The following is a 24,377-nucleotide window of genomic DNA, read 5'->3' as shown; positions in this document are numbered from 1 at the left end:
TATAAATCTATAAGTTTCTAAATCCGACTATAACACATTTTGTTAATGATAACAGCTGTTCTCTTGCCTGTGTAGTATCATAGCACAGAAACGTGTCGTATAATGATGAAAGAGAATGTGAAATGATGGGGTGGAGAACGTGTCGTTAGAAGAGAAAATCAATCAATTATCGTTTCAAATGGAACTGTTGCTCGGGGCGGTCGATTGGTCGGAGCGGCCCTTTGAACATGAGGTGCTCAAGGCAAATCTGACACGGCAAGAAGTCGTTGCGTTTTTCGCGTTGTTGGATGATATCCGAGAACGACAAAACGAGCAAATGCGCTACGGGCTGTCGTCCGTGGAGCCTTTGCTCGTTCATTTCGTCGGGATGCTTCATCCCCATTTAGAGGCCGAGACGATTCTCGCGGCGTGTGTGCGCCAAGGGATGGCGCTAGACGTCACGGAACCGCTGTATCGGCAGGTCAAGCTTCTTTACTGATCTCGTCGTCCTCAGGGCGACGTCCGGCTTCTTCCGTGATCATCTTCGACGTTTCTGCAAAGATGTCCATGAAGTTGTCGCCATACAAGCGGCGAACGATTGCGGTGATGTCCGTCAAGTCCGGGAATTTCCCGTACAATTCTTGGAGCGGGAGCGAGGCGCGGAAGACGCCGTTCTCTTCCGGATCGAACGCATGAATCGTCTCGAGCAAGAGCGCTTCACCTTCAGGCGTCAATTGGACGTACGTATTTCGTTTGTCCGTCTCCTTTTTCGAGAACGTGAGCAAACCGCGGTCTTCTAACTTCTTCGAGAAGTTGAACGCCGTCGATACGTGCATGACCCCATATTTGGCGATCTCTGAGATCGAAGCGCCGCCGAGGGCGTGAGCGATCCATAAAATATGGTGCTCGTTTATGTTCAAATCGAACGGTTTAATCCAATTTTGCCAGTCTTTCTCGACCGTCTTCCACAGTGCCTTACTAAGCTGAATGATTTTATGACTATAGAGCATGGCCTCAGGGCCAGTGAATTCTTTTTCGTGTTCCATGTCGATCCATCCTTTCCGATACAATGTGACTAAAACGACGGGCGATGACGACAGACCGGTCAGTTGGCCTTTTCCGCTTTCGCTTCGGTCGCATCTGACTGTACGTTCGAAAGCTCGTTTAGGTTTCCTTGGATCCGCTCGATTGAAGGCTGAATGTCTTGTTGATAGCGTTCGACTTCGGCTTTCACTTGATCTGTCAATTCTTTTCCTTGTAACTTACCTGCCGCCGCAACTTGCGACGCATCTTTAGCGACTTTTTGGAATTGTTCTTTCAACGTAGTGATTGTAGACGCTCGGTGTTGATTGGCCGCCGCGTCATTCGCCGTTCCACGGGCGAGTTTTTTCACGGTCACAGCTCCTAGAAACGCTACGACAAAGCCGAAAGCAACCCAATCGCGACGATTGTGATTCGACAATACATTCCCCTCCTCGAGCACGCTGATACTAGAATACATTCTTTTCATATTATTTTACCAAAAAAGAGAGATTAAAAACCTATATCTTAAATAAAATTTTTCAGAACATTCAATTTTGACCGAAAAATCATTTTATTTTAAACTGTAGGTAAAGGAAGGTGACCTCCAGTGAATATGCAAAAGCGTTGGGTTGATGACATGTTAGACCTGTATAACGCGGCCAAGCGACTGGGAGATGACCCTTGGGCACAGACAATAATGGAAGCACTCGAGGCGGGATATGAAGCGTCGGAACATAATGAACAGACGCGGAAACAAACTTTGCTTGAAAAGCGACTGATTGAAATAGACGCCCGTCTAAATTTGTTAAGAAAAGAATTCGAACAAGCGGAATCTGTCAAATCGCGGCAACAGTTATACGAGCAGGCGATTAAATTACAAGTCGAGCGTGCCCAAATCGAGGAAGAGCGGAAACGCCATCTCGATTCAATCAACTCGTCATGAGGCGCAAGACAAAAAATGGACCGGTCGCTCAACAGGCGGCGGTCCATTTGTTCGTTACAGGTTTGCTTTGATACCGGCAGCGATCGCCTGCATGTCGTCAGATGAGTACGCGTCTTGATGCGTTTCCCACTTGGCACCAAATCCGTCCGCCTCGCCGTAGCGCGGCAAGAGGTGGATGTGGAAGTGATAGACGGTCTGTCCGGCAATCGCTTCGGCGTTAGACAACACGTTCATCCCGATGGCACCTGTTTCACGCTGAATCGCGTTCGCGACGGCAGGAACGGCTTGGAAGACGTCACGGGCCACATCGGTCGGCAATTCATAGATGTTACGGGCATGATGTTTCGGAATGACGAGCGTATGCCCTTTCGTGACTTGAGAGATATCGAGGAACGCGACGACGGCGTCATCCTCGTATACCTTATACGACGGGATGTCGTTGTTGACGATTTTACAAAAGATACAGTTGTCCTCAGTGTGCATGCTGACTCCTCCATTCATGAATGACTAATCCATCTCATCATAACATGGAAATTCAGGCGGAAGAACGATTGTCCGGACAGACAATTCACCCTACACTGAAATCAATAGTAAGTAGAGAGAGGAAGGGAACGGATGGCGTATGTACGATCGAAAAAACAGTCACGGCGACGAAACATTTACCTCGGGCTGCTCGTGACGCTCGGGATTGGCCTCGCGGTCGGTGCGTTCTATCAATGGGGATATAAACCGGCTGCCGCCAACGACAAGATTCACGTCCGCTTCAAGGACGCCTTGTTGACCGAAGACGTCCGCTTCTTCCAGGAGAACGTCGAATATGAAGCGGAACCGCTCACGCGAGCCGAAGCACTCCGGTTCATGGGTTGGTTGAATGAAGAAAAGTCGATTCGCGGCGAGGCCATCTCGGAAGTGGCACAGGATCGGTCCGATCGGGCACAAGGCATGGAGACGGACGGGTTGTTCCGGCTCGTTGATACGGGCGAAGGGCGGTTCGGCTTTGCGGATTATCGGATTGAGTTGTTGCCAAAGACGTTGCGGACGTCTGCAGACGTTCCGCTGACGAATATTTGGATAGACGGGGTGCAGGCGGGACGGATTGATGAGGCCGGCACGACGATTGAGATTGTTCGCATGCCGGGCCGCTACGACGTCAAAGCCGTCGCCGTCGTCGATGGAGAAACGGTGACCGAAACCGAGGCCGTGACGTTGACGGAAGATGCGCAACTGGCGTTTGGGTTATTGCCGGACCAGGACGAGACGGTGGCCGGACAATTCGACCTCGAGCGGGCCGAATTGATTGAAATCGAGGTCGAGGCGCAAACCGGTCATTCGATTGAGACGCTTGAGGCGCTCATGAACAAACGGGAACAGACAGTCGTCGACGAGATTGGCGAACCGATGGAACGGGGCGACGTCTGGCGCTATGATGGGATGGAACTACGGTTTGTTGACGGCCGGATCGATCGCATTGATATCGATTTACAGAAGCGGCCCGACGACCTGCTCGCGCTCTTGGGCGAACCGAATGAAAAAGTCGAGACGGACCTCGGCCTCGAATGGAGCTACGACCGGACGTTGCTCGAGTCGATTTTCACGTTCTTGCGCTTACAGAGCGAGAAACGGTTCATCGAGCGGGATGAAGCCATCTATCTCATTTTGACATGACAAAAAAAGGGACCCTCGGCGAGGGTCCCTTTTGCGTGAGCCGTAGATTAACGTTTACGGTTCATTGATTTCATAACGAACGATACGATCAAGATCAAGATAATCGCACCGAGAAGTGCTGGGATAATCGCGATGCCGCCAACTGCAGGACCGAAGTCTCCGAAGATGAGGCCACCGAGCCAAGCACCGATGATACCAGCAATGATGTTCCCGATGACGCCACCTGGTACATCCTTACCTAAAATAAGACCTGCTAACCAACCGATAATACCCCCGACGATTAAAGTGATAATCCAACCCATAAAAACATTCTCCTTTCTGTTTTGTCCATTGTTCTCACTAACAATTTTATGGAACAATGGAAGTAATGAATAAGTTTTAAAATGCCTTACAGTTCAGATTATTCCCATGTGACAGCTTTTAAAACATATATCACAAAAAAAAGTTGAAAATGAGGGGTGGAGTTTTCATGTTGCACGTCGACCATTTGAATGGCGGTTATATAGGTAAACAAGTGTTGCACGATATTTCGTTTGATGTAAAAAAAGGGGAGCTCGTTGGGCTGATAGGGCTAAACGGAGCGGGGAAATCGACGACGATCAAACATATTTTAGGATTGCTTGATCCGATTTCAGGATCGGTCGAAGTCGATAGCCAGACACTCAACTCGTCAGAAAAGAATTATCGTAAGAAAATAAGTTATATACCCGAGACCCCTATCTTATATGACACGCTGACGTTGCGTGAGCATTTGACGTTGATCGGGAAAGCGTATGACATCGATCCATCGGATTTGACGAGCCGGACCGAGCGCCTGGCCCGAGATATGCGGATGGAGAAGCAACTGGACTGGTTCCCGTCCGTCTTCTCGAAAGGGATGCGCCAAAAAGCGATGATTCTCTGTGCGCTCGTGACGAAGTCGCCGCTCTTGATCGTCGATGAACCGTTCGTCGGACTCGACCCGCTCGCGATCCGTCAACTGCTGCGATTGTTTGACGAGTATAAGGAAGACTGCGCCATCTTGATGTCGACACATATTTTAGAGACGGCCGAGCGCCACTGCGACCGTTTCGTCTTCTTGCACCAAGGGTCGGTCATCGCGACCGGGACGGCCGCGCAGTTGCGCGAGACATACGGTCTACGTCCGGACGCCACGCTCGATGACATCTACGTCGAGGCGATCGAGGCCGAGGAGCGGAAACGATGAACGTATTCAAACAACGATTTGGCGTCTGGGTGGAAGACGTCGTGAAATACAGCCGCTACGTCGCGAACGGCGGTTTATTGTTCACGCTTTATTTCACGCTCATCTACGGGGCGTTCGTGTATAACCAGTTTTTAATGGATTTGGATCCGGCGTTTCCGAGTGAATGGATCGTGGCGCTGATTTGGTTGCTCCTTCCGCTCGGCCATCGTCCCCGAACGTTGATTCAAGAAGCGGATCAAGTCTTCCTATTGCCGCGTCTCGGTGAGATTCAAGCGTTCATGACAGGCATCCGCCTGTTCAATGTCGTCTTTGCCGCCGTCCGCGCCATCCTCGTCATGCTTGTCGTGTTGCCGCTGCTCGTCCGGACACAAGCGCTCACGTCGGTCGAAGTCGGAGCCATCCTCGCCACGAGTGTACTCATTTCAGCCGCGGGTCGTCTCGCCAAGTTGGAGGGGATTAAATACGTCGTCTTGCCGAGCGCACTCGCCAGCGGCTTCCTCATGCTGTTCAGTGTGCCGTTGTTGACGCCAGTGCCCGCACTCGTCCCGTTTGTCCTGCTCCACGTGCGACGGAATCGGCGCATCCCGCTGCTTGACTGGCTCACGCTCGAAGAAAAGAGCAAAGCCCAGTTCAACCGGGTCGTCAGTTGGTTCGTCGATGTGCCGACGATGCGGGAAGACGTGCGGGAACGGTCGTTCATCGTGAGCCTGCTCGAGCGGTCGGTGTTGAAACAGGCCGATGCCGCCCGATACGTGTACGGGCTCCGGGTCATGCGGTCGAACGATTCGCTCGATCTCGTGTTGCGTCTTTCCGCCGTCGCGCTCGTTGTCATGTGGCTCTCGGGTGGATGGTATGTCGGGTTGGTCGTCCCGCTTTTCGTTGGGTTGACGGCGCTCCAGCTCGTGCCATTATTTAAACGGCTCGACACCGTGTCGATGGCGTCGTGGTTGCCAATCACACGTACCGAGCGGCTCGTCGCCTATAAATGGTGGGCGACGCGGCTGTTGTTCGCGCAACTGCTCGCCCTCGGCGTTGCCTCGCTATTGTTTGGGGCGACGTGGGACGCGCTCGTCGGTCTCGGACTCGCGTACCTGGTCGTCCGATACTACTTGAGTCGATTGACATGAAACAGGGACACCCGCATTGGGTGTCCCTGACTGTTGTCGTTATTTTTTTGGTGACATGACCGATACGCTCGACCCGAGAATTTTCGGGAGACGTGCCGGAGTTTCAGGTTCTGTCTCGACTTCACCGTATGCGGATACACCGTGCTCGGCGATGTCGAGGCCGATATCTTCTTGTTCTTCCGTGACACGAAGACCGATCGTGACGTCGAGGAGTTTCAAGAAGGCGTAGCTACCGCCACCGGCGATGACCATCGCAATCAAGACGCCGAGTGCTTGCACACCGAGTTGAGTCAAGCCGCCGCCGTAGAAGAGGCCGGCCGAACCGATTCCTGTGATCTCGACCAAGCGAGGCGAGGCGAAGAATCCGAGCGCGAGTGTCCCGATGATTCCCGCGACACCGTGCACCGAGAAGGCGCAGAGCGGATCGTCGATATATTTCGCCATGAGGATGCTCGTACCGTACGTGGCAATCGAAGCGAGGGCACCGATGACGATGGCGGCCCAAGGTTCGACGAAGGCGCAGGCAGCGGTGATGGCGACGAGTGCCCCGAGGACACCGTTGACGATTGTCGGGATGTCGGCCGTTTTCTTGTGAATCATGACGATGGCGAGAGCGCCGAGAGCGCCGGCAGCCGTGGCGAGCATCGTCGTAAGAGCGACGTAACCGAAGAAGCCGTCCGCGACCGACATCGTCGATCCGGCATTGAAACCGAACCAGCAGAGCCAGAGCACGAGTCCACCGACGACCGTCAAGACGTGGTTATGACCGGCGAGTGATTCCGTTTTACGACGTGGTTTTAAGATGATGGTGGCCATAAGGGCAGCCATTCCGCCTTGAAGGTGGACGACAGCCGAACCGGCGAAGTCTTGCATGCCCATCGTCCCGAGAAGTCCACCAGCCCATACAGAGCGGGCGACGATTGGATACAGGATGGCGACGAAGAAGACGCCGAACAAGACGTATGCAGACAGTTTAGCCCGTTCTGCGAACCCGCCCCAGGCGATGGCGAGCGCTACGGCGACGAATGACAACTGGAACAAGAATTTGATGTCGATTGAGACGTTGGCCCAATCGAGGCTCGTGAACGATCCGTTCATGAAGAATCCTTCCGTCCCGAACCAGCGGGTCCCGTCCCCGAATGAGAGGCCGAAGCCGACAGCCCAAAAGGCGAGTGCCGCCACAGAGAGGCTGATGATTTGTTTGACTGCGACGTGCCCGGCGTTTTTAGCCCGGAGCGTCCCCGTCTCGAGCAACCCAAATCCAAGTTGCATCGTCAAGACGAGCAAAGCGGCGATGAGTACGAACAGCGTGTCCATATAATATAAGATGTCTTCCATGTTGCGATTCCTCCTTTTTTTCGATTGGTGATTCAAAAGTTGTTTTCAGTGTAAGACGAAAAATTCGACTTGGATTGCAATTTGTCAGATTATCTGACATAGTTTTTTTGTGATGGAGGAGGACGAGCGATGGACTATAAGTCGAAGAAAGTAATTGGAATGGGCGTCATTACTGAACTGACGGGACTTTCGGAGCGACAAGTCCGCTATTATGAGTCAAAAGGGCTCGTCTTTCCAGAACGGACAAAAGGCGGTTCACGTAAATATTCTTTCCATGATGTGGAACGATTAATTGATGTGGCCTCGAAGCTTGAAGACGGCTGGCGGATTCAAGACATTAAAGATCGCGAGAAGCGTTTGTCGACGAAACAGCGTGACGATTTGATTCGTGGTCAGCTCAATTCGGCATTCCGCACGTATCCGCCAAAGAAATGACACAAAGAAAACACAATGAAAATGCTTCACATTAGCATTATTCTAATTAATTTCTGTATAATGTTTTTGAGTTCACATACCTATAGAAGAAGAGTGTAGGAGAATTATAGAGGGGAATGACGCGACGTATGAACGATACTATTTTGAAGGCGTTTAAAGGAGAGGCGACAGACTATGTGCCCGTCTGGTACATGCGCCAAGCCGGACGCTACCAACCAGAATATCGTGAGATCAAAAAAACGAGGACATTATTCGAAATCACGCATGATGCCGAATTGTGTGCCTACGTGACAGAGCTCCCGGTAAAACAACTAGGAGTCGACGCGGCCATTCTGTATAAAGATATTATGACGCCACTCCCGTCGATGGGCGTGGATGTGGAAATCAAGAGCGGCATCGGTCCGGTCATTGATAACCCATACCGGACGATGGAAGACGTGGAACGCTTAAAACCGCTTAACACGGACGACATCTCGTACGTGTTCGAGACGATCCGTTTGCTTCGGGAACGTTTGGAAGTCCCACTCATCGGCTTCTCGGGTGCGCCGTTCACACTCGCGAGTTATATGATTGAAGGCGGACCATCGAAGAGTTACCATCGGACGAAAGCGCTCATGTACGCTGAGCCGGACGTATGGAACGCACTTATGGAGAAGCTTGGCGACATGGTCATCACGTATGCAACGGCGCAGGCGGAGGCCGGCATCCAAGCGTTCCAGTTGTTCGACTCATGGGTCGGGACGCTCAGCCGCAAAGATTATGTTCGTTATATTAAACCAACGACAGAACGGATCTTCACCGAGTTGCGCAAGCTCGACATTCCGCTCATCATGCACGGTGTTGGAGCGAGCCATCTCGTCGAAGAGTGGCAAGACCAGCCGCTCGACGTCGTCGGACTCGACTGGCGTCTGTCGATTCAAGAAGCGCGCGACCGCGGCATCACGAAAGCAGTCCAAGGTAACCTTGACCCGTCATTCTTGCTGGCTCCGTGGCCGATCATCGAAGCGAAAGTGAAAGAAATCCTCGATGAGGGGATGAAACAACCTGGATACGTCTTCAACTTGGGACATGGGGTGTTCCCGGAAGTCGATCCGTCTGTGCTCGTCAAATTGACAGCATTTATCCATGACTACTCACGTGAAAAAATGGGAGGCAAATCATTATGAAAACCGTCGGATTACTCGTAATGGCTTATGGGACACCGTACAAACCTGAAGATATCGAGCGTTACTATACGCACATTCGTTATGGCCGCAAGCCTTCACCGGAAGCACTCCAAGACTTGACGGAGCGCTATGAGGCCATCGGTGGCGTGTCGCCGCTCGCGAAAATCACAATCGATCAAGCGGAGACGCTCCGTGACATCTTGAACGAGCGCCACGTGGGCGAAATCGACTTCAAGCTCTATATCGGGCTCAAGCACATCGAACCGTTCGTAGAAGACGCGGTCGCGCAAATGGCGAACGACGGCATCAAAGAAGCGGTCTCGGTCGTATTGGCCCCGCACTACTCGTCATACAGCGTCAAGTCGTACAACGGACGGGCGCATGAAGAAGCCGCGAAATACGGCATCGAGATCCGTTCGGTCGAATCGTGGTACGATGAGCCGAAATTCATCAATTGGTGGGCGGAAGCCATCAAAACGACGTTCGCGAACTTGCCGGTGCCGGCTGAGAAGGCTTGCTTGATTGTCTCGGCGCACAGTCTGCCAGAGAAGATTTTGGCAGGTGGCGACCCGTATCCGGATCAATTGAAAGAAACGGCTGACAAAATCGCCCAAGCGGCGGGCGTACCGAACTATGAGGTCGGTTGGCAGTCGGAAGGCAACACGCCTGACCCGTGGATTGGGCCGGACGTCCAAGATTTGACGGCTGAACTTTATGAAAAGCATGGCTATGAAGCGTTCGTTTACACGCCGGTCGGATTTGTCGCGGATCACCTCGAGGTGCTCTTCGATAACGACGTGGAATGTAAAGTCGTCTGTGACCGCCTCGGCGTTCACTACGCGCGTCCTAACATGCCAAACGCGGAGCGGAGCTTCATTGAAGCCATCGCCGATCGCATGGAAAGCGTGATTGTACATCATGCGTAATGTAACGATTGTCGGTGGTGGGATCACAGGTCTCACCGCCGCTTTTTATGCCGAGCGTTATTTACCGAACGACGTCACGATCAAGCTCGTCGAGACGAGCGGACGGTTAGGCGGAAAAATCGATACGTTTGAAACGGGGGAATTTGCGGTCGAACGAGGGCCCGACTCGTACGTGTTCCGCAAGACAGCGATGACGGATTTGATTCATGACGTCGGTCTCGGTGATGAAATCGTCCGAAACGGGGTCGGTCAAGCGTACGTGCTCCATCATGACGGGCTGCATCCGATTCCGAAACAGACGGTCATGGGCATCCCGCTCGACGTCGATGCGTTCAAGGACACGACACTCTTATCGGACGAAGAACATGCCGCACTCCGGGCGATGCTCTTATCGCCACCGGACGTCGAAGCACCGGAAACGGACGTCTCCCTTGGCTTGTACTTGCGTGAACGGGTCGGGGACCCGATCGTCGACCGGCTGATCGAACCGCTTCTTTCCGGGATTTACGCGGGAGACATCGATCAAATGAGCGCCTTGTCGACGTTCCCACAGTTTATCGAAGGCGAGAAGAAACATGGGAACTTGTATGAAGGGATGCGTCACTTGCGCCCTGAACAACGGGTCGCGGAAGTCGGCGCCAAGAAAGTTGGACAGTTCGCTTCACTCAAACGAGGATTGAAGTCGCTCACTGATCGTCTTGCCGAGCGGCTAGAGCGCACCGAAATCATCTTGAACTGTTCGGTCGAACAAGTCGAGGAGATTGAAGGCGGCTATCGCCTGCTGACGAATCGAGGCGATATCGAGTCCGATCACCTCATCTTGACGGTCCCGCCCCGGCTCATCCGTCAGTTCTTACCGAAAGTCGACAGTAATTTTCTCGCGGATATGAAACCGCACGCGACGGCGACGTGTTCGCTCGTATTCAAAGAAGACGATATCGAGCTACCGTTCGTCGGGACGGGCTTCGTCACGAGCCAAGAGGCGGATGTGACGATTACGGCGTGCACGTTCATCGACCAAAAATGGCCGCACGCCGTGCCGGAAGGGTATCACGTCCTGCGCGTCTTTCTCGGACGTCCGGGCGCCGATGAAATCGTCGATGCGTCCGATGAGGAGATTGTCGCGACGGCGTTACGTGACCTTGGCGGCTTGATGACGATTAAAGCAGCACCGCTCGAGACGGTCGTCAGCCGGCTCCGGGACGGGTTGCCACCTTACGCCGTCTTCCATTCGGACCGGGTCCGCGCGTTGCGCGCCGAGATGGGCCGCGTCTATCCAGGCATCTTGCTCGCAGGCATCGCCTACGACGGGATCGGCATGCCAGACTGCATCAAGAGCGTCCATGAACAAATCAAAGTGCTCGCAGAAGAAGGTTAAAGATTCGTGAAGGGAGGTGTCGGATTATTCCGGTGGCCTCTCTTTTTGTTATAGTTATAAGCGAAACAGAAAAAGAGGAGTGGATGTTGATGACAACGTATAAATTGTTCGTATCCGATATGGATGGCACAATCCTGCACAACCACACGAAAATTGCGCCCGAGACGGCAGAAATCGTCCGTGCGGCAGAAGCACAAGGGATTCGCTTTGCGATTGCGACGGGACGCAATTACTTCAATGCGAAAGAGATTCTCGACGAGGTCGGTCTCACGTGCCCGATCGTCTCTTCGAACGGCGGCCGCGTGCTGACGGAAACGGGTGACGTGTTGCATGAAATCGATTTGACGACGGAAGAAGCGCTCGAGGTCGTGTCGGTGTTGCATCAAGACCACAAATATTCGGACGTCTTCTATGAAATGTATTCAGAGGCGGGCCTCGTCGCGAGCCGACTCGATTTGATCGATGCGACGATGGAGAACTTGAAGCAGAACGGCGATGAGCGGTCGCTCGAGATGTATGAGTTCTTCCAAAAACGTTATTACGTCAACGAGGACGTCCGTCTCGTCGAAGACATCGAGGATTTCATCAAGAATGAGGCCGGACGCGTCTATAAATTCATCGCCTTTTCGAGTCATTTCGAGAAGATGTCCTCACTATGGACGGAAATCGATGAGCGCGTGGAAGGCGTTTACGTCACGTCTTCAGGCAATGACAATATCGAAGTCATGGCGAACGGGGCTGATAAAGGGCACGGCGTCAAAAAATTGGCCGAGCATTTCGGCGTCGATTTATCGGAAGTCGTCGTCATCGGGGACAACTTGAACGATGTCCCGATGTTTGAGGTGGCCGGTAAAGCAATCGCGATGGGCAATAGTCACGAAGACTTGATTGCCATTAGCCACCACGTCACAGAGCGTCATGACGAATACGGCGTCGCGAACGCATTGAAGCGCGTCATGAACGGGGAATGGAAGTAAACAAGTTGTAGCGCCGGGCCGCCGTCTCGTATAATACAATTAACGATTATCCTTAGGAGGAACCTACTGTGAAATTTATTTTCAACCCGGATATCCGGGACCCGAAACTCAACTTGGCGGTCGAGGAGTATATCCTCAAACATTTGAACGTCGAGCATGAGGATTATTTCTTGTTCTATATTAACGGCCCGTCGATCATCATCGGCAAGAACCAGAACACATCAGAAGAAGTTAACTTGAAGTATATCGAAGAGAACGGCATCGACGTCGTCCGTCGTTTGTCGGGCGGCGGTGCTGTCTATCATGATGAGGGCAACTTGAACTTCAGCTTCATCACAAAAGATGACGGCAACTCGTTCAACAACTATAAGAAGTTCACGCAACCGATTGTCGACGCCTTGAAGCAGCTCGGCGTCGAGGCGGAGTTGACGGGACGTAACGATATCCAAGTCGGCGAACGGAAAATCAGCGGTAACGCTCAGTTCACGACGCGCGGCCGTATGTTCAGCCACGGAACACTCATGTTCAACTCGAACATCGAGGAAGTCGTCAACTCGCTCAACGTCTCGGAAGAGAAGATGCGTTCAAAAGGCATCAAGTCGGTCCGTAGCCGTGTCGCCAACATCACGGAGTTCTTAGAAGAAGAGATGGCGATGGAGCACTTTGTCGAGGCGCTGCTCCATTCGATTTATGACGGACAGGAACCAGAACGTTACGTGCTTCGCGATGAGGACTGGGAAATTGTTCAGGATATCTCGAAAGAGCGCTATGCGAACTGGGACTGGAACTTCGGGAAATCGCCGAAGTTTGATGTCGAGTCGAAACGTCGATTCCCGATTGGTACGATTGACGTCCGCTTGAACGTTAACAAGGGTACAATCACGGAAGCGAAAATCTATGGGGACTTCTTCGGTGTCGGGGATATCCATGACGTCGAACAAGCCCTCGTCGGAACGCGGTTCGAACGCGGCGCGATTCGGGAACAATTGTCACAGCTTGACGTCAAACATTACTTCGGCAACGTCGAGCTCGAAGAACTCGTCGATCTCATTAGCTGAAGCGGGTTTTCATGCAGAAGGGCCTCCCTACAGAGGTCCTTCTTTTTGGCGTTTTCGTGACAGGTTGTCTGGACCGTTGCGTGTCGTTCCGGCGAGGCGTATCATAATCAGTGCAAGCGCTTTCGTGAGATGGAGTCAACCAATGGGAGGAAACGATATGTATCGATTTATCACTGAATGGATGGACACGAATTTGATGTGGGTGACGGAGCAACCGACATTTGATCTCGCCGTCCAAGCGATTGGCCTTGAACTCGAAGGTCGAGGTATCGTCAATGACACGTTCACGCGCGTCGTGACGGAGCAAGAGCGGACGATCCCGTCGGGCGTTACCGATGTCGCCGTACCGGTCGCTGTCGTCGATGTACCGATTCACGTCTCAAAACAAGACGGCATCACCTTGTTGCATCTCAATCAACCGTTTGTGATGCAGACGATTGCGGGAGAGAGTATTCGGGCCGAAGCGATTTTCTTCATCACGGCGACGACGGAAGCGAAACAGTCGGCGCTCCATAAGTTGATGGACGACTTGCTCATGGACGATGAGACGTTACAGGCGCTCGTGCACGTACAGAGCCGGACCGGATTGTATCATTTGCAGACGATGGACTTGAAAGCGTTTTCTTATTGAGGCGTTTCATGTACAATGAAGATAACTGAAAAAGAGCGCGGCTGCCGTGCTCTTTTTTACGGCTCAAAAGTGAATAGTCATTCATTTTCAAAGGGGGATTATCATGGCAAACTTAGTCACGGCACTACAAGGCGTTGTGGCCGCGCATCCGAATAAGGCGGCCTACGTGTTTGGGGAAGACACGGTCAGCTACGGACAGTTCTATGGACAAGTCGAGGCGATGGCGGCGACGCTCGAGCAAAAAGGCATCGGTCAAGGCGACCACGTCGCGCTCGTCCTCGGCAACAGCCCCGCGTTCTTGATTTCGTATTTCGCGGTGCTCGCCCGAGGTGGGGTCGTCATTCCGATCAACCCTACATACACACCGGACGAGATGGCCTACATCTTGCTCGATGGCGACGTGAAAGCGATTGTCGCGTTGTCGACGCTCGTCGTGCAAGCGGAAGCCGCACTCACGAACTTACCGCAACTCCGACTCGTCATCTCGGTCACGTATGCAGACGTACCGGCGTTGAAGCGGGATGGAGACATCGAGTTCTTACCGTTCAGCGAGGCGTTCGCGACGACGAAAGTTGAAGTGGTCGAAGTCGATGAGGACGAGGTCGCTGTCATCCTGTATACGAGCGGGACGACCGGGAAACCGAAAGGCGCCTTGTTGACACATCTCAACTTGTTCTCGAACGCCCATTCGATCGGGGAGTATTTGGAGATCACGCCGGAAGACAAAGCGCTCGCCGCCTTGCCGATGTTCCACGTCTTCTGTTTGACGGTCATCGTCAACGCACCGCTCTTGCGCGGGGCGACGATTGTCATCTTGCCAAAATTCTCACCGCAGGACGTGTTCGACCTCGTCCCAAAACATCGCGTCAGCATTTTTGCCGGTGTCCCGACGATGTACAACTTCCTGTTGCAGACGGCGATGAAAGTTCCAGCATACGCCTCGGCGCTCAAGCACGTCCGCGTCTTCGTATCCGGTGGAGCGAGTCTGCCAGTACAGTTGCTCGAATCGTTCGAGCAAAAGTTCGAGTGTAAGATTCTTGAAGGATACGGTCTGTCCGAGGCGTCACCGGTCACGTGTTTCAATCCGCTCCACGGCGAACGGAAAGCCGGATCGATCGGTCCGTCAATTGTCCACGTCGAGAACAAGGTCGTCGACGAACTAGGTGAAGAGGTCGGGGTCGACGAGGTCGGTGAACTGATCGTCCGTGGACCGAACGTGATGAAAGGCTATTATAAATTACCGGAAGAGACGTCGATGACGCTTCGCGACGGGTGGCTCTATACGGGCGACTTGGCGAAACGTGACAAAGACGGTTACTTTTATATCGTCGACCGGAAGAAGGACATGGTTATCGTCGGTGGCTATAACGTCTATCCGCGCGAAGTCGAAGAAGTGCTCTATCAACATCCGGGCATCGTCGAAGCAGCCGTCATCGGGGTACCGGATGCCGAACAAGGGGAAGCGGTCAAAGCGTTCATCGTCACGCGAGACGAACAGGTGACGCTCGACGAGATTCGAGCGTTCGCGGCGACGAAACTGGCGAAGTACAAACAGCCGACGCACATCGAGATCATCGAGGAGCTACCGCGGAACACGACCGGGAAGATTTTACGGACCGTCTTGAAGAGCGAGCAATTCCAACGTAATTGACGGGAGAGAAGGACGACGAAATCAGTCGTCCTTTTTTGTTCAAAAGATTTGACACCGTTACCGGGTAGGGGTATATTGGTGGTGAGGTGATAAACATGGAAGAATTCATGCATGACCAACCAATCGTTCCGCGTGAAGACGCAGAACGTGAAGCGCTCAGCAAACGGCTGCGCCGGATCGAAGGACAAGTACGTGGGATTCAAAAGATGGTCGAGAGCGACCGCTACTGCGTCGATATTTTGACCCAGACGTCAGCTATTCAAGCGGCACTCAAACAAGTCGAGATGCAACTGCTCGAACGTCACATGCGTAAATGTTTAGTCCATGCGAGTGAAACGGAAGACATGGACCCGTACATTGACGAATTGATGACAATCGTCAGCCGCATCAAGAAGTAAGGAGGTGTTCCGATGAAAACCGTCGAACTGTCGATTCAAGGGATGACATGTGCCGCATGCTCGGCCCGCATCGAGAAAGTGTTAAATAAAATGGACGGTGTCGAAGCGACCGTCAACTTGCCGCTCGAGACGGCGACGATTCGCGTCGACGACGGCATCACCGAAGACGAACTGATCGCCCGCATCGAAAAAATCGGTTATGGCGCAGAACGAAAGGCGGAACTGACGCCAAAACACGACCTGCGCCCGCTCGAGCGAAAAGTGCTCATCTCGGCGCTGTTGTCGGCACCGCTTCTGCTCGTCATGATTACGCACATCCCAGGTGTGACGTTCCAGGCCGATTGGCTGATGAGCCCGTGGTGGCAATTCGCGCTCGCCACGCCGGTCCAGTTTTGGATTGGGGCCCAGTTTTATAAAGGTGCTTATAAGAGTTTGAAGAGCGGCGCGGCCAATATGGACGTGCTCGTGGCGACCGGGACGTCGGCGGCTTATTTTTACTCCGTCTTCGAGATGCTCGCCCATCCGATGCATCCGTCACTTTATTTTGAGACGAGTGCCGTCCTAATCACGCTCGTATTGCTCGGGAAATGGTTAGAGGCCCGAGCGAAAGAGAAAACGACGGACGCGCTCAAATCGCTCCTGTCGTTACAGGCAAAAGAGGCGATTTTACTCGTCGATGGTGTCGAACGCTCGGTCGCGATCGATTTGGTCAAATCCGGTGACGTCATCGTCGTTCGTCCAGGTGAGAAAGTGCCGGTCGATGGGAAAATCGTCGAAGGAGAGACGGTCATCGATGAGTCGATGCTGACCGGGGAGTCAATCCCATCCGAGAAAACTGTCGGAGCTGACGTCGTCGGCGGAACGATTAACCGTTCACATCGGGTGTTGATGGTTGCCGAACGTGTCGGTAGCGAGACGATGCTCGCTCAAATTGTCCGCGTCGTCGAACAGGCCCAAACGGACAAGGCGCCGATTCAACGGCAGGCCGACCGGATTTCGGGTGTGTTCGTCCCAATCGTCGTCGCCATCAGCGCCTTGACGTTCGCGGTGTGGACACTCGGGTTCAACGATTTAGATATGGCAATTCGGGCCTCGATCGCCGTCCTCGTCATCGCCTGTCCGTGTGCGCTCGGTTTGGCGACCCCGACATCGATTATGGTCGGGACAGGCCGTGCCGCCGAACAAGGCGTCTTATTTAAAGGTGGTGGCCAACTCGAATCGTTGAACGGTGTCGACATCGTTGTCTTCGATAAGACGGGGACACTCACAAAAGGGACGCCGGAAGTGGTGGCGACGTTCGGAGACGCGGCGTTCTTGAAGTTGGCCATCATGGCCGAACGCCAGTCGACACATCCGCTCGCCGAGGCAATCGGTCGTGGTGAAGGAAGCGGCCAGGTCGAACGTGTCGAAGAGTTGGCCGGTCGAGGATTGAAAGCGGTCGTGGATGGGAAACCTCTACGTATCGGTTCGGTCCGCATGATGCAAGAAGCCGGATTCGCCTTACCGGAATGGGACATGCAGGCGATGACGCCTGTCTATGTGGCCGACGAGTCTGGAATCGTCGCGGCGTTCGGTCTACAAGATCAATTGAAAGAGCGGAGCCGTGCCGTCGTGCAACATCTAGCCTTGACGAGACAAGTGTACGTCTTGACCGGTGACCGCAAAGAAGTCGCATTCGATATCGCCCGTCAACTCGGGATTCCCGAAACGAACGTCATCGCCGAGGTGCTACCGGTCGAGAAAGCGGATCACGTCGAAGCGTTGAAGCGCCAAGGACGTGTCGCCATGGTCGGGGACGGCATGAATGATGCGCCGGCTCTCGCCGTCGCGGATGTCGGCATCGCGTTCGGAAGCGGGACGGATGTCGCGTTAGAAGCGGCTGACGTCACAGTGATGGGACAAGACATCGAGGGCGTGAACCGCGCCATCGAAATGAGTTCATTGACGATGCGCAACATTCGGCAAAACCTGTTCTGGGCGCTGGCCTATAACAGTCTGGGCATTCCGGTCGCAGCGGCGGGTCTACTCGCCCCTTGGATTGCCGGGGCAGCGATGGCGTTCAGTTCGGTCTCTGTCGTCTTGAATGCGTTACGATTGAAAACACAAGGAGGAAAATCAACATGAATGAAACGACTTTAAAAGTAGAAGGTATGACATGCAACCATTGCAAAGCAGCGGTCGAAGGGGCGCTGACGGAATTAGACGGCGTCGAATCAGCAATCGTCTCGCTCCAGGACCATCGGGTCGATGTCATCCATAACGATAAAATCTCGAAACAAGCGATGATTGAAGCCATCGAAGAACAAGGCTACGACGTTAACGCATGATTCAAAGCTCTCGCCTGACGGCGGGAGCTTTTTTGTGATGTTCAAGCGAGTCAAAACATGCTATATTATAGGTGATAATGAGAATCGCTATCAATGGGGAAGGTGGGGGCAAGATGGAACTCGTAATGATTAGCGGCGTACTGGCCTTACTGAGTGGAGGCACGGTATTCCTCGCGCAACAGATGCGCACTCGGCCGACACGGTAAGGAAGGGGAGACCCTTCTTTTTTTGTCGATTCGTTGACGTGTGGCGAGCACATTCAGCGCCCAAGAAACGACCCCATTCCCATCTTTTGTCCATAATTGTTTGATATGATATGTAAAAACGTTGCAGAGGTGACTCGAATGTACACAATTTATTTAGTGGATGACGAAATCAATTTGAACAAAATGCTCGTCACATATTTGGAGCAGGAAGGGTATCGCGTTCGGTCGTTCACGGACGGAATCTCGGCTCAAGCTGCCATCAAGGACGAGCCGGATCTATGGGTGCTCGATATCATGCTTCCAGACTTGGATGGGTTCCAACTGTTGAAACAAATCAAGGCGACGAACGCCTTCACGCCGACGATCTTTATTTCGGCACGTGACGAAGACATCGATAAAATCATCGGGCTCGAGATGGGGTCTGACGATTACATCGCCAAACCGTTCTTGCCGCGCGAGCTTGTCATCCGGGTGAAGAAGTTGATTGACCGGGTGTACGGCTCAAAATCGAACGAACATATCGAGTATGGGGAATATACGATTTATCCCGAGAAACGTCTCATCCGACACGAACAGGATGAAATCGATTTGACGTCGAAAGAGTTCGACTTATTGCTCCTCTTCCTCGAACACCCGGGTTCGGCGTTGTCGCGTGAACAGATTCTCGAAGGCGTCTGGGGCCATGACTATTTCGGTTCGGACCGCGTCGTCGATGATTTGGTGCGGCGCCTGCGGAAGAAATTGCATCGCTTGGAGCTCGAGACGCTTTATGGCGTCGGTTATCGACTCGTTAAGCCATGAAGCTCGATCACCTTCAGCCGAAGCGGCTCATGTGGAAAATCTGGGTGTTGATTCTCCTCATCATCGTGACGCTCGCCTTGATGATTTTATTGACGATTCGTTCCTCAATCACGCAGTTCATCGATGAACAAGTGTATGAGACGTTACAAGATGTCGATTATTACCTGGGTAATACGAACGAGTTGGAAAATATCCCGCAAAATCCGATTGAATATGACCGTCGCCAACAAGAGTCCCGTTCGGTCAACCAGCTCATCTTTCTACCGAACGGACGAATCATTTATGGATCGGCCCCACTCGAACTGACGAACCGGATGTATCAAGAGGCGATCGAACAGACGAGCGAGGTCGCTAAATATCAGACGACGATTGACGGAGAGGATGTCTACTATATCATCCGTCAAAACGAATACGACGGGGAGCTCATCTATCAGGCATCTTATGCGTGGGACGCCTATCGCCGTGAGCTCGTCTCGACGCTCTACTGGCGCATCTCGATTTTAATCGGGGTCATCAGCTTGCTGTCGTTGATTCCGGCCTTATGGATGTCGCGTGAGCTGACGAAGCCGATCGTCGAGATGGAACGGGCGGTCGAAAAAATCTCGAACCGTCAATGGGAGACGGTGCTCCCGCTCGCCCGTGAAGACGAGCTCGGCCAATTGGCCCGGTCAATTGATGCGATGCGGCAAGAGTTGCAAGAGCAGGACGTGGCCCAACAGGCTTTGCTTCAAAACATCTCCCACGACTTGAAGACGCCAATCATGGTCATCCGTGGTTACGCCCAATCGATTGGGGACGGCATCTATCCGACCGGAGACTTGAAAGGGTCGGCCGAAGTCATTGATGAAGAGGCATCGCGTCTCGAGAAGAAAGTCGTCGATTTGTTGTACGTCACCAAGCTGGAATATTTCAAAGGCCAAGAGATGCGACTTGAACCAATCAATCTCGATAAATTGGTAGAGCTGCTCGTCAGCCGGTTCAAATTGCGTGGCAACTTGGACTGGACGGTCGAAGGGCATGCCGGTGAGATGCTCGGTGATGGGGAACAGATTCGCGTCGCGTTCGAGAACGTGCTCGATAACGCCTTGCGCTACGCCGAATCGAGGATTCATATCCGTCTGTCTCACACTGGGGCAGGCGTCGAGATTACGATTGAGAACGATGGTCCACCGGTCGATGAGAACCTCGATTTGTTCCATCAATTCTCACGCGGAAAACAAGGAAAGTTTGGGCTCGGTCTCTTCATCGTTCAACGGATTGTGACGCTTCATGAGGGGACGGTCGCCTTGGGAAATACGAGTGACGGAGTTGCTGTACATTTTCACTTTCCGCCATCGAATTCGAATCCAAAACTAAAGTTAGATCATCGAAATTAAAAAATCAGCCACTCGTTGGCTGGTTTTTTAAGTGGGAAATGTTTGAGCTCGATTTGTGGAAACGGTGACTCCTTGGTATGAATGAGAGGTAAGGCAATACATCCATGATGGAGGCAGATCAGATGACTCAGTTGACGAATGAAACAAGAGCTTTGATTCCGGTGTTTAATGAGTACGGGGAGGCGGAGACGCTCGTCTATCAATCCGACGGGGTCAGACGCTTGAAAGGCTCACCCCTTCACTTACTCGAATCCGCCTGTCTGTATTACGGTTCAAGTATCCAAGGACGGATTGAAGCGGCCCGTGACGTACTCGGACCGCACCGGAAAACGCCCGTCATCATGGATTGGCATGCAGATGCCGTATTTTTCCCGACCATTGCCAAAGAAAGCCCCGACTGTGCCTGGATCAACTTCTCTCAAGTCTATGATGCGGAGAAGAGCGGAAAAGGGAGCCGAATTATCTTTCATTCAGGTGAATCGGTCGAAGTGCCGGTGTCGAATCATACCGTCTATAAGCAGAAGCAGCGTTCCATCGAGTTATCGTATTCGTTTCAAAAACGCTTTCACTGAAACACATTCAGTCAGGTTTAAAGATTGAAATCGATGACGAACCCCTCTATGATGAAGAAGAATAGTTCATATGTGTATTTGCACATCATTTGAAAGTGAGGGGTCAACATGTTTTTTCAGAAAATGATTGAACGAGGAAAACTGGTCATTGTGTTTTTACTCGTCGCAGTCGTCGTCGGGGTGCTCACGTTCTTCCAACTTCCGAAGCGTGAAATTCCGGAGACGAGTGTCAATATCATCTTGATTCAGACGCCATATCCAGGCGCGACCGCAGAGACGGTCGAACGGAACGTCACGAATATTTTGGAGACTGAATTGAGAGGACTCGAAGGAATCGAGAATGTGTCATCATTATCCGCATCCGAGTTCTCAAACATCACAGTCGAGTATGAAGACGGCTTCGACCGAAGTGAGCTCCAGGCGAACGTGCGCCAAGCCATCTCGGATGCCGCACCGCGCTTGCCTGAGAATGCGCTGGCACCGACCGTCAATGATTCGATCGGACAATTGCCGGTCGCTTCATATTTGTTGACTTCGGACGACCGCGAAACGCTGCAAGCGGCTCGAGAAGATGTCGAGCGGTTGGAGGAACGATTGTTGCGGACCGATGGCGTGACCGGTGTGACAATCAAAGGATTGCCAGAAACCGAATTCGTCGTCTCGCTCGACTCGGCCGAACTCGGGGAGCGTCAACTCGCCTTCCCGGACGTTTTGACGGCCATCAATGAAGAATATAAGACGACACCCCTCGGACGCCAGTCGACGGAAGAGGGCATCTATCAGTTGGCAATCGACAGTTTGACGAACGTCAATGATATGGGCCAAGTCGTCGTCGGATCGGTAGACGGGACGCCCGTTCTACTCGAAGACGTCGGTACGGTCGAAGAGACGGAAAAAGCGGTCACCGACCTCGTCTCGCTCGATGGGATGCCCGCCATTTCCTTGACAGTCACGATCGAGTCGGGACAAGATATCCCGACGCTTCAAGAACGCGTCGATGAAGTCGTCGCCGCAGAAGTCGGAGACGTCTCTGGCGTCGAGCTCGTCCCTTATTACGAGCAGGCAAAAGCGGTCGACGCAATCTTCTCGTCGTTGACAAAAGAGTTCATCGTCGCCATGATTGCCGTCATCGTCGTCACGACGATCGGATTGACGGTATCAGGATCCATCATCGTCAGCTTGGCGATTCCATTATCGTTCTTGCTCGCGTTAATCCCGCTTCGCTTCACGGGGGTCGACTTGAACCAAATCTCCATCATCGGTGCCATCATCGCCCTCGGGATTCTCGTCGATGACGCCATCGTCGTCAACGACAACATCCTGCGTCGTTACCGGAAAGGGGATACGGCGATGGGAGGTGCCGTACGCGGGACGAAAGAAGTGTGGGGCTCGATCGTTACTTCGACGCTCGCCGTCGTCTTCGCTTTCTTGCCATTGACCCTCTTGTCAGGTGCAAACGGGAACTTTATCCGCGCCTTGCCGACCGTATTGGCGTTATCGGTGCTCGCTTCGATGGTCATCAGTTTGACTCTCGTCCCGATTGCCCAATACTGGTTGAACCGGAAACAAGTCAAAGTCTCGAAACGAGAGCCGGGTTGGTTAGGGAAACCACTCAACCGTCTCAGTAATTTCTATGCGGACACGTTGTTGCCAAAAGTTGCGAAGCGTCCATGGACGTTCGGACTCGTCGGTTTCGTCATCACGACCGCCTTGTACGGATTGATTCTATTGACACCATTCGAATTTTTCCCGGCCGCGAACCGACCAGAAGTCGTGACGAGCGTCACGTTACCGGTCCAGACCGACTTGGAAGAGACGGAACGGAGACTTCAAGCCATCGAGGAAGAGTTCCAAAGCATCGATGGCGTCACCGAGACGTCCATCTTTGCCGGGGGCGGGTTACCGAGCCTGTTCACGGGTGGACTCGACCAAACAGGTGACAACACCGGCCAAATCGTCGTCCGTGTCGATAACGAGACAATCGATGCGATTCAATTGATTGATGAGTATACGACACAAATCCGGGAAAATAACCCGGACGCTGAAATCTTCTTGGATACGCAACAACAAGGACCGCCGACTTCGGCACCTGTCGAGTTCACGATGCGCGGCGAGACAATCGACGAGCTCGTGGCGGCACGGGATACCGTGAAAGCAGACCTCGAAGAGATTGACGGCGCACTCGTCCTCGATAACATTAAAGAGCCGTTCCAAACGCTCACGTATGAGCTTGACCGTGACGCGATGGCGGCTGCTGGCGTGACCGCGAAAGCGATCAGTGACCAGATTCGCCTCGTCACGGACGGGATTCCAATCGGAACGTTCGATGATGGTGTCGAACAGCGCGATGTGAAAATTGTCGTCGATGCGGAAGCAAACCGTGAGGCGCTCGCTTTAGACGATATTCTCGTCCCAGTCGAAACGGAAGCCGGCCCACCGGTCGCACCGCTCAGCACGTTCGTCACCGAAACGACGACGGAACAGATTCAACAGATTCCGCGTGAAAACGGAGAACGGACCGTGACGCTCCAAATCTTTGCGAGCGAAGGTATGGACGAGGAAGCGTTCAAACAAGACGTCGACCGCGTGCTCGCCGATGCGGAGTCTGCATTGACCGATGACGGGATCGCCTTTGATCAATCGGGGGCAAGTGACACACAAAACGAGTTCTTCCTTGAACTCGCCACGTTGTTCGTCGTCGTCTTGTTCTTAATCTTCTTGATTATCGCGTTCCAGTTCAATTCATTGTCACTGCCGATGCTCGTCCTGTTCACGATTTACTTGGCGATTGCCGGAGCGGTCGTCGGACTGTTCGTCACACAGACGCCATTTAGCTTCATGGCTTCGATGGGGATTGTCTCGCTCGCCGGAATCGTCGTGCGGAACGCCGTCGTCTTGTTCGAGTTCATCGAGCAAGGGATTCGGGACGGCATGGCTGTCACGACCGCTGTCTATGAGGCAGGGCGGGCCCGGATTCGTCCGATCCTGTTGACGGCCTTGACCGCCGTCGTCGCCCTCTTGCCGGTCGCGTTCGGACAAGACCCACTCTTCAAACCACTTGCCATCTGTATCGTGTCAGGGATTCTGTTCTCGACGGTACTGACGCTCGTGCTCGTTCCGGCTTACTACTTGATTTTAGCGAAACGTCGCCACCGGGATAAACCGTTCACAGAGTAATTGCATGACGACAAAG

Annotated in this window: 25 protein-coding genes; 20 read left to right on the top strand and 5 right to left on the bottom strand. The window is 53.0% G+C overall.

The features are described 5' to 3' along the window. The first annotated feature begins 139 nt into the window (after positions 1–139). A complete protein-coding gene (locus M467_RS23960) occupies positions 140–478 on the top strand; it encodes a DUF1878 family protein (protein WP_021066716.1) in 339 nt (112 codons plus the stop codon). On the opposite strand, the gene M467_RS23955 is transcribed toward M467_RS23960, so the two are convergent. Beyond that, positions 462–1,025, bottom strand: a complete 564-nt coding sequence (locus M467_RS23955) for an HTH-type transcriptional regulator Hpr (protein ID WP_021066715.1) — start codon at positions 1,023–1,025, stop codon at positions 462–464. The genes M467_RS23960 and M467_RS23955 overlap by 17 nt on opposite strands. Before the next feature lie 59 nt (positions 1,026–1,084). Next, positions 1,085–1,441, bottom strand: coding sequence for a hypothetical protein (locus M467_RS23950; protein ID WP_021066714.1), 357 nt, complete (start codon positions 1,439–1,441; stop codon positions 1,085–1,087). A 174-nt stretch (positions 1,442–1,615) separates the two neighbouring features. On the opposite strand from M467_RS23950, the gene M467_RS23945 reads away from it, so the two are divergent. Then, positions 1,616–1,945: a hypothetical protein gene (locus tag M467_RS23945; protein WP_235045179.1), complete on the top strand. Its 330-nt coding sequence runs from the start codon at positions 1,616–1,618 to the stop codon at positions 1,943–1,945. A 54-nt stretch (positions 1,946–1,999) separates the two neighbouring features. On the opposite strand, the gene M467_RS23940 is transcribed toward M467_RS23945, so the two are convergent. Further along, complete coding sequence (locus tag M467_RS23940) at positions 2,000–2,428, bottom strand: HIT family protein (protein WP_021066712.1); 429 nt, start codon at positions 2,426–2,428, stop codon at positions 2,000–2,002. A 132-nt stretch (positions 2,429–2,560) separates the two neighbouring features. Here M467_RS23940 and M467_RS23935 point away from each other — a divergent pair, with 132 nt between their 5' ends. Then, positions 2,561–3,610 (top strand): hypothetical protein, encoded by a 1,050-nt coding sequence (locus tag M467_RS23935; protein WP_021066711.1) that lies wholly within the window; start codon positions 2,561–2,563, stop codon positions 3,608–3,610. Positions 3,611–3,657: 47 nt separating this feature from the next. Here M467_RS23935 and M467_RS23930 read toward each other — a convergent pair whose 3' ends face one another. Continuing rightward, complete coding sequence (locus M467_RS23930) at positions 3,658–3,912, bottom strand: GlsB/YeaQ/YmgE family stress response membrane protein (RefSeq protein WP_021066710.1); 255 nt, start codon at positions 3,910–3,912, stop codon at positions 3,658–3,660. Positions 3,913–4,079: 167 nt separating this feature from the next. On the opposite strand from M467_RS23930, the gene M467_RS23925 reads away from it, so the two are divergent. Together M467_RS23925 and M467_RS23920 are read left to right on the top strand one after the other, a co-directional pair. Beyond that, on the top strand, positions 4,080–4,817 hold the full coding sequence (locus M467_RS23925; RefSeq protein WP_021066709.1) for an ABC transporter ATP-binding protein: 738 nt from the start codon (positions 4,080–4,082) through the stop codon (positions 4,815–4,817). Continuing rightward, the gene (locus M467_RS23920; protein ID WP_021066708.1) at positions 4,814–5,944 is read left to right on the top strand and encodes an ABC transporter permease; all 1,131 of its coding nucleotides are present in this window, start codon (positions 4,814–4,816) and stop codon (positions 5,942–5,944) included. Before M467_RS23925 ends, M467_RS23920 begins: the two co-directional genes overlap by 4 nt. Before the next feature lie 39 nt (positions 5,945–5,983). Here the strand turns inward: M467_RS23920 and M467_RS23915 are convergent, their stop codons facing one another. Then, positions 5,984–7,282 carry an ammonium transporter gene (locus M467_RS23915; protein WP_021066707.1) on the bottom strand — a complete coding sequence of 433 codons (1,299 nt, stop codon included), beginning with the start codon at positions 7,280–7,282 and terminating at the stop codon, positions 5,984–5,986. 129 nt (positions 7,283–7,411) lie between these two features. Between M467_RS23915 and M467_RS23910 the strand changes: the two genes are divergently transcribed. The 15 genes from M467_RS23910 (at position 7,412) to M467_RS23840 (ending at position 24,361) form a co-directional block, all read left to right on the top strand. Then, positions 7,412–7,717: a MerR family transcriptional regulator gene (locus M467_RS23910; RefSeq protein ID WP_021066706.1), complete on the top strand. Its 306-nt coding sequence runs from the start codon at positions 7,412–7,414 to the stop codon at positions 7,715–7,717. 116 nt (positions 7,718–7,833) lie between these two features. Next, positions 7,834–8,883 carry a uroporphyrinogen decarboxylase gene (gene hemE / locus M467_RS23905; RefSeq protein WP_021066705.1) on the top strand — a complete coding sequence of 350 codons (1,050 nt, stop codon included), beginning with the start codon at positions 7,834–7,836 and terminating at the stop codon, positions 8,881–8,883. Next, positions 8,880–9,809 carry a ferrochelatase gene (gene hemH, locus M467_RS23900; RefSeq protein ID WP_021066704.1) on the top strand — a complete coding sequence of 310 codons (930 nt, stop codon included), beginning with the start codon at positions 8,880–8,882 and terminating at the stop codon, positions 9,807–9,809. The genes hemE and hemH overlap by 4 nt, the downstream gene beginning before the upstream one ends. Further along, positions 9,802–11,187, top strand: a complete 1,386-nt coding sequence (gene hemG / locus M467_RS23895; RefSeq protein WP_031200093.1) for a protoporphyrinogen oxidase — start codon at positions 9,802–9,804, stop codon at positions 11,185–11,187. Before hemH ends, hemG begins: the two co-directional genes overlap by 8 nt. A gap of 89 nt (positions 11,188–11,276) precedes the next feature. Beyond that, entirely contained in the window at positions 11,277–12,164 is an 888-nt protein-coding gene (locus M467_RS23890; protein WP_235045178.1) for a Cof-type HAD-IIB family hydrolase, read from the top strand. A 68-nt stretch (positions 12,165–12,232) separates the two neighbouring features. Continuing rightward, the gene (locus M467_RS23885; RefSeq protein ID WP_021066701.1) at positions 12,233–13,222 is read left to right on the top strand and encodes a lipoate--protein ligase; all 990 of its coding nucleotides are present in this window, start codon (positions 12,233–12,235) and stop codon (positions 13,220–13,222) included. Positions 13,223–13,379: 157 nt separating this feature from the next. Further along, positions 13,380–13,853, top strand: coding sequence for a PTS sugar transporter subunit IIA (locus tag M467_RS23880; RefSeq protein WP_021066700.1), 474 nt, complete (start codon positions 13,380–13,382; stop codon positions 13,851–13,853). Between the two features lie 103 nt (positions 13,854–13,956). Further along, entirely contained in the window at positions 13,957–15,504 is a 1,548-nt protein-coding gene (locus tag M467_RS23875) for a long-chain-fatty-acid--CoA ligase (protein ID WP_021066699.1), read from the top strand. A 95-nt stretch (positions 15,505–15,599) separates the two neighbouring features. After that, positions 15,600–15,902 (top strand): metal-sensitive transcriptional regulator, encoded by a 303-nt coding sequence (locus M467_RS23870; protein WP_021066698.1) that lies wholly within the window; start codon positions 15,600–15,602, stop codon positions 15,900–15,902. A gap of 12 nt (positions 15,903–15,914) precedes the next feature. Further along, complete coding sequence (locus M467_RS23865) at positions 15,915–18,026, top strand: heavy metal translocating P-type ATPase (RefSeq protein WP_021066697.1); 2,112 nt, start codon at positions 15,915–15,917, stop codon at positions 18,024–18,026. After that, on the top strand, positions 18,023–18,229 hold the full coding sequence (copZ, locus tag M467_RS23860; protein ID WP_021066696.1) for a copper chaperone CopZ: 207 nt from the start codon (positions 18,023–18,025) through the stop codon (positions 18,227–18,229). Before M467_RS23865 ends, copZ begins: the two co-directional genes overlap by 4 nt. 344 nt (positions 18,230–18,573) lie before the next feature. Next, the gene (locus M467_RS23855) at positions 18,574–19,236 is read left to right on the top strand and encodes a response regulator transcription factor (RefSeq protein ID WP_021066695.1); all 663 of its coding nucleotides are present in this window, start codon (positions 18,574–18,576) and stop codon (positions 19,234–19,236) included. Further along, positions 19,233–20,612, top strand: a complete 1,380-nt coding sequence (locus M467_RS23850) for a sensor histidine kinase (protein WP_021066694.1) — start codon at positions 19,233–19,235, stop codon at positions 20,610–20,612. The genes M467_RS23855 and M467_RS23850 overlap by 4 nt, the downstream gene beginning before the upstream one ends. A 122-nt stretch (positions 20,613–20,734) precedes the next feature. Beyond that, positions 20,735–21,184, top strand: coding sequence for a competence protein ComK (locus M467_RS23845; protein ID WP_021066693.1), 450 nt, complete (start codon positions 20,735–20,737; stop codon positions 21,182–21,184). 108 nt (positions 21,185–21,292) lie between these two features. Further along, positions 21,293–24,361: an efflux RND transporter permease subunit gene (locus tag M467_RS23840; RefSeq protein ID WP_021066692.1), complete on the top strand. Its 3,069-nt coding sequence runs from the start codon at positions 21,293–21,295 to the stop codon at positions 24,359–24,361. Positions 24,362–24,377 lie beyond the last annotated feature (16 nt).

The sequence above is a fragment of the Exiguobacterium chiriqhucha RW-2 genome (genome assembly GCF_000416965.1).
Classification (GTDB): Bacteria; Bacillota; Bacilli; order Exiguobacteriales; family Exiguobacteriaceae; genus Exiguobacterium; species Exiguobacterium chiriqhucha.
The sequence above is the reverse complement of the archived record's forward strand: the minus strand, read 5'-3'. Positions and strand labels throughout refer to the sequence as shown.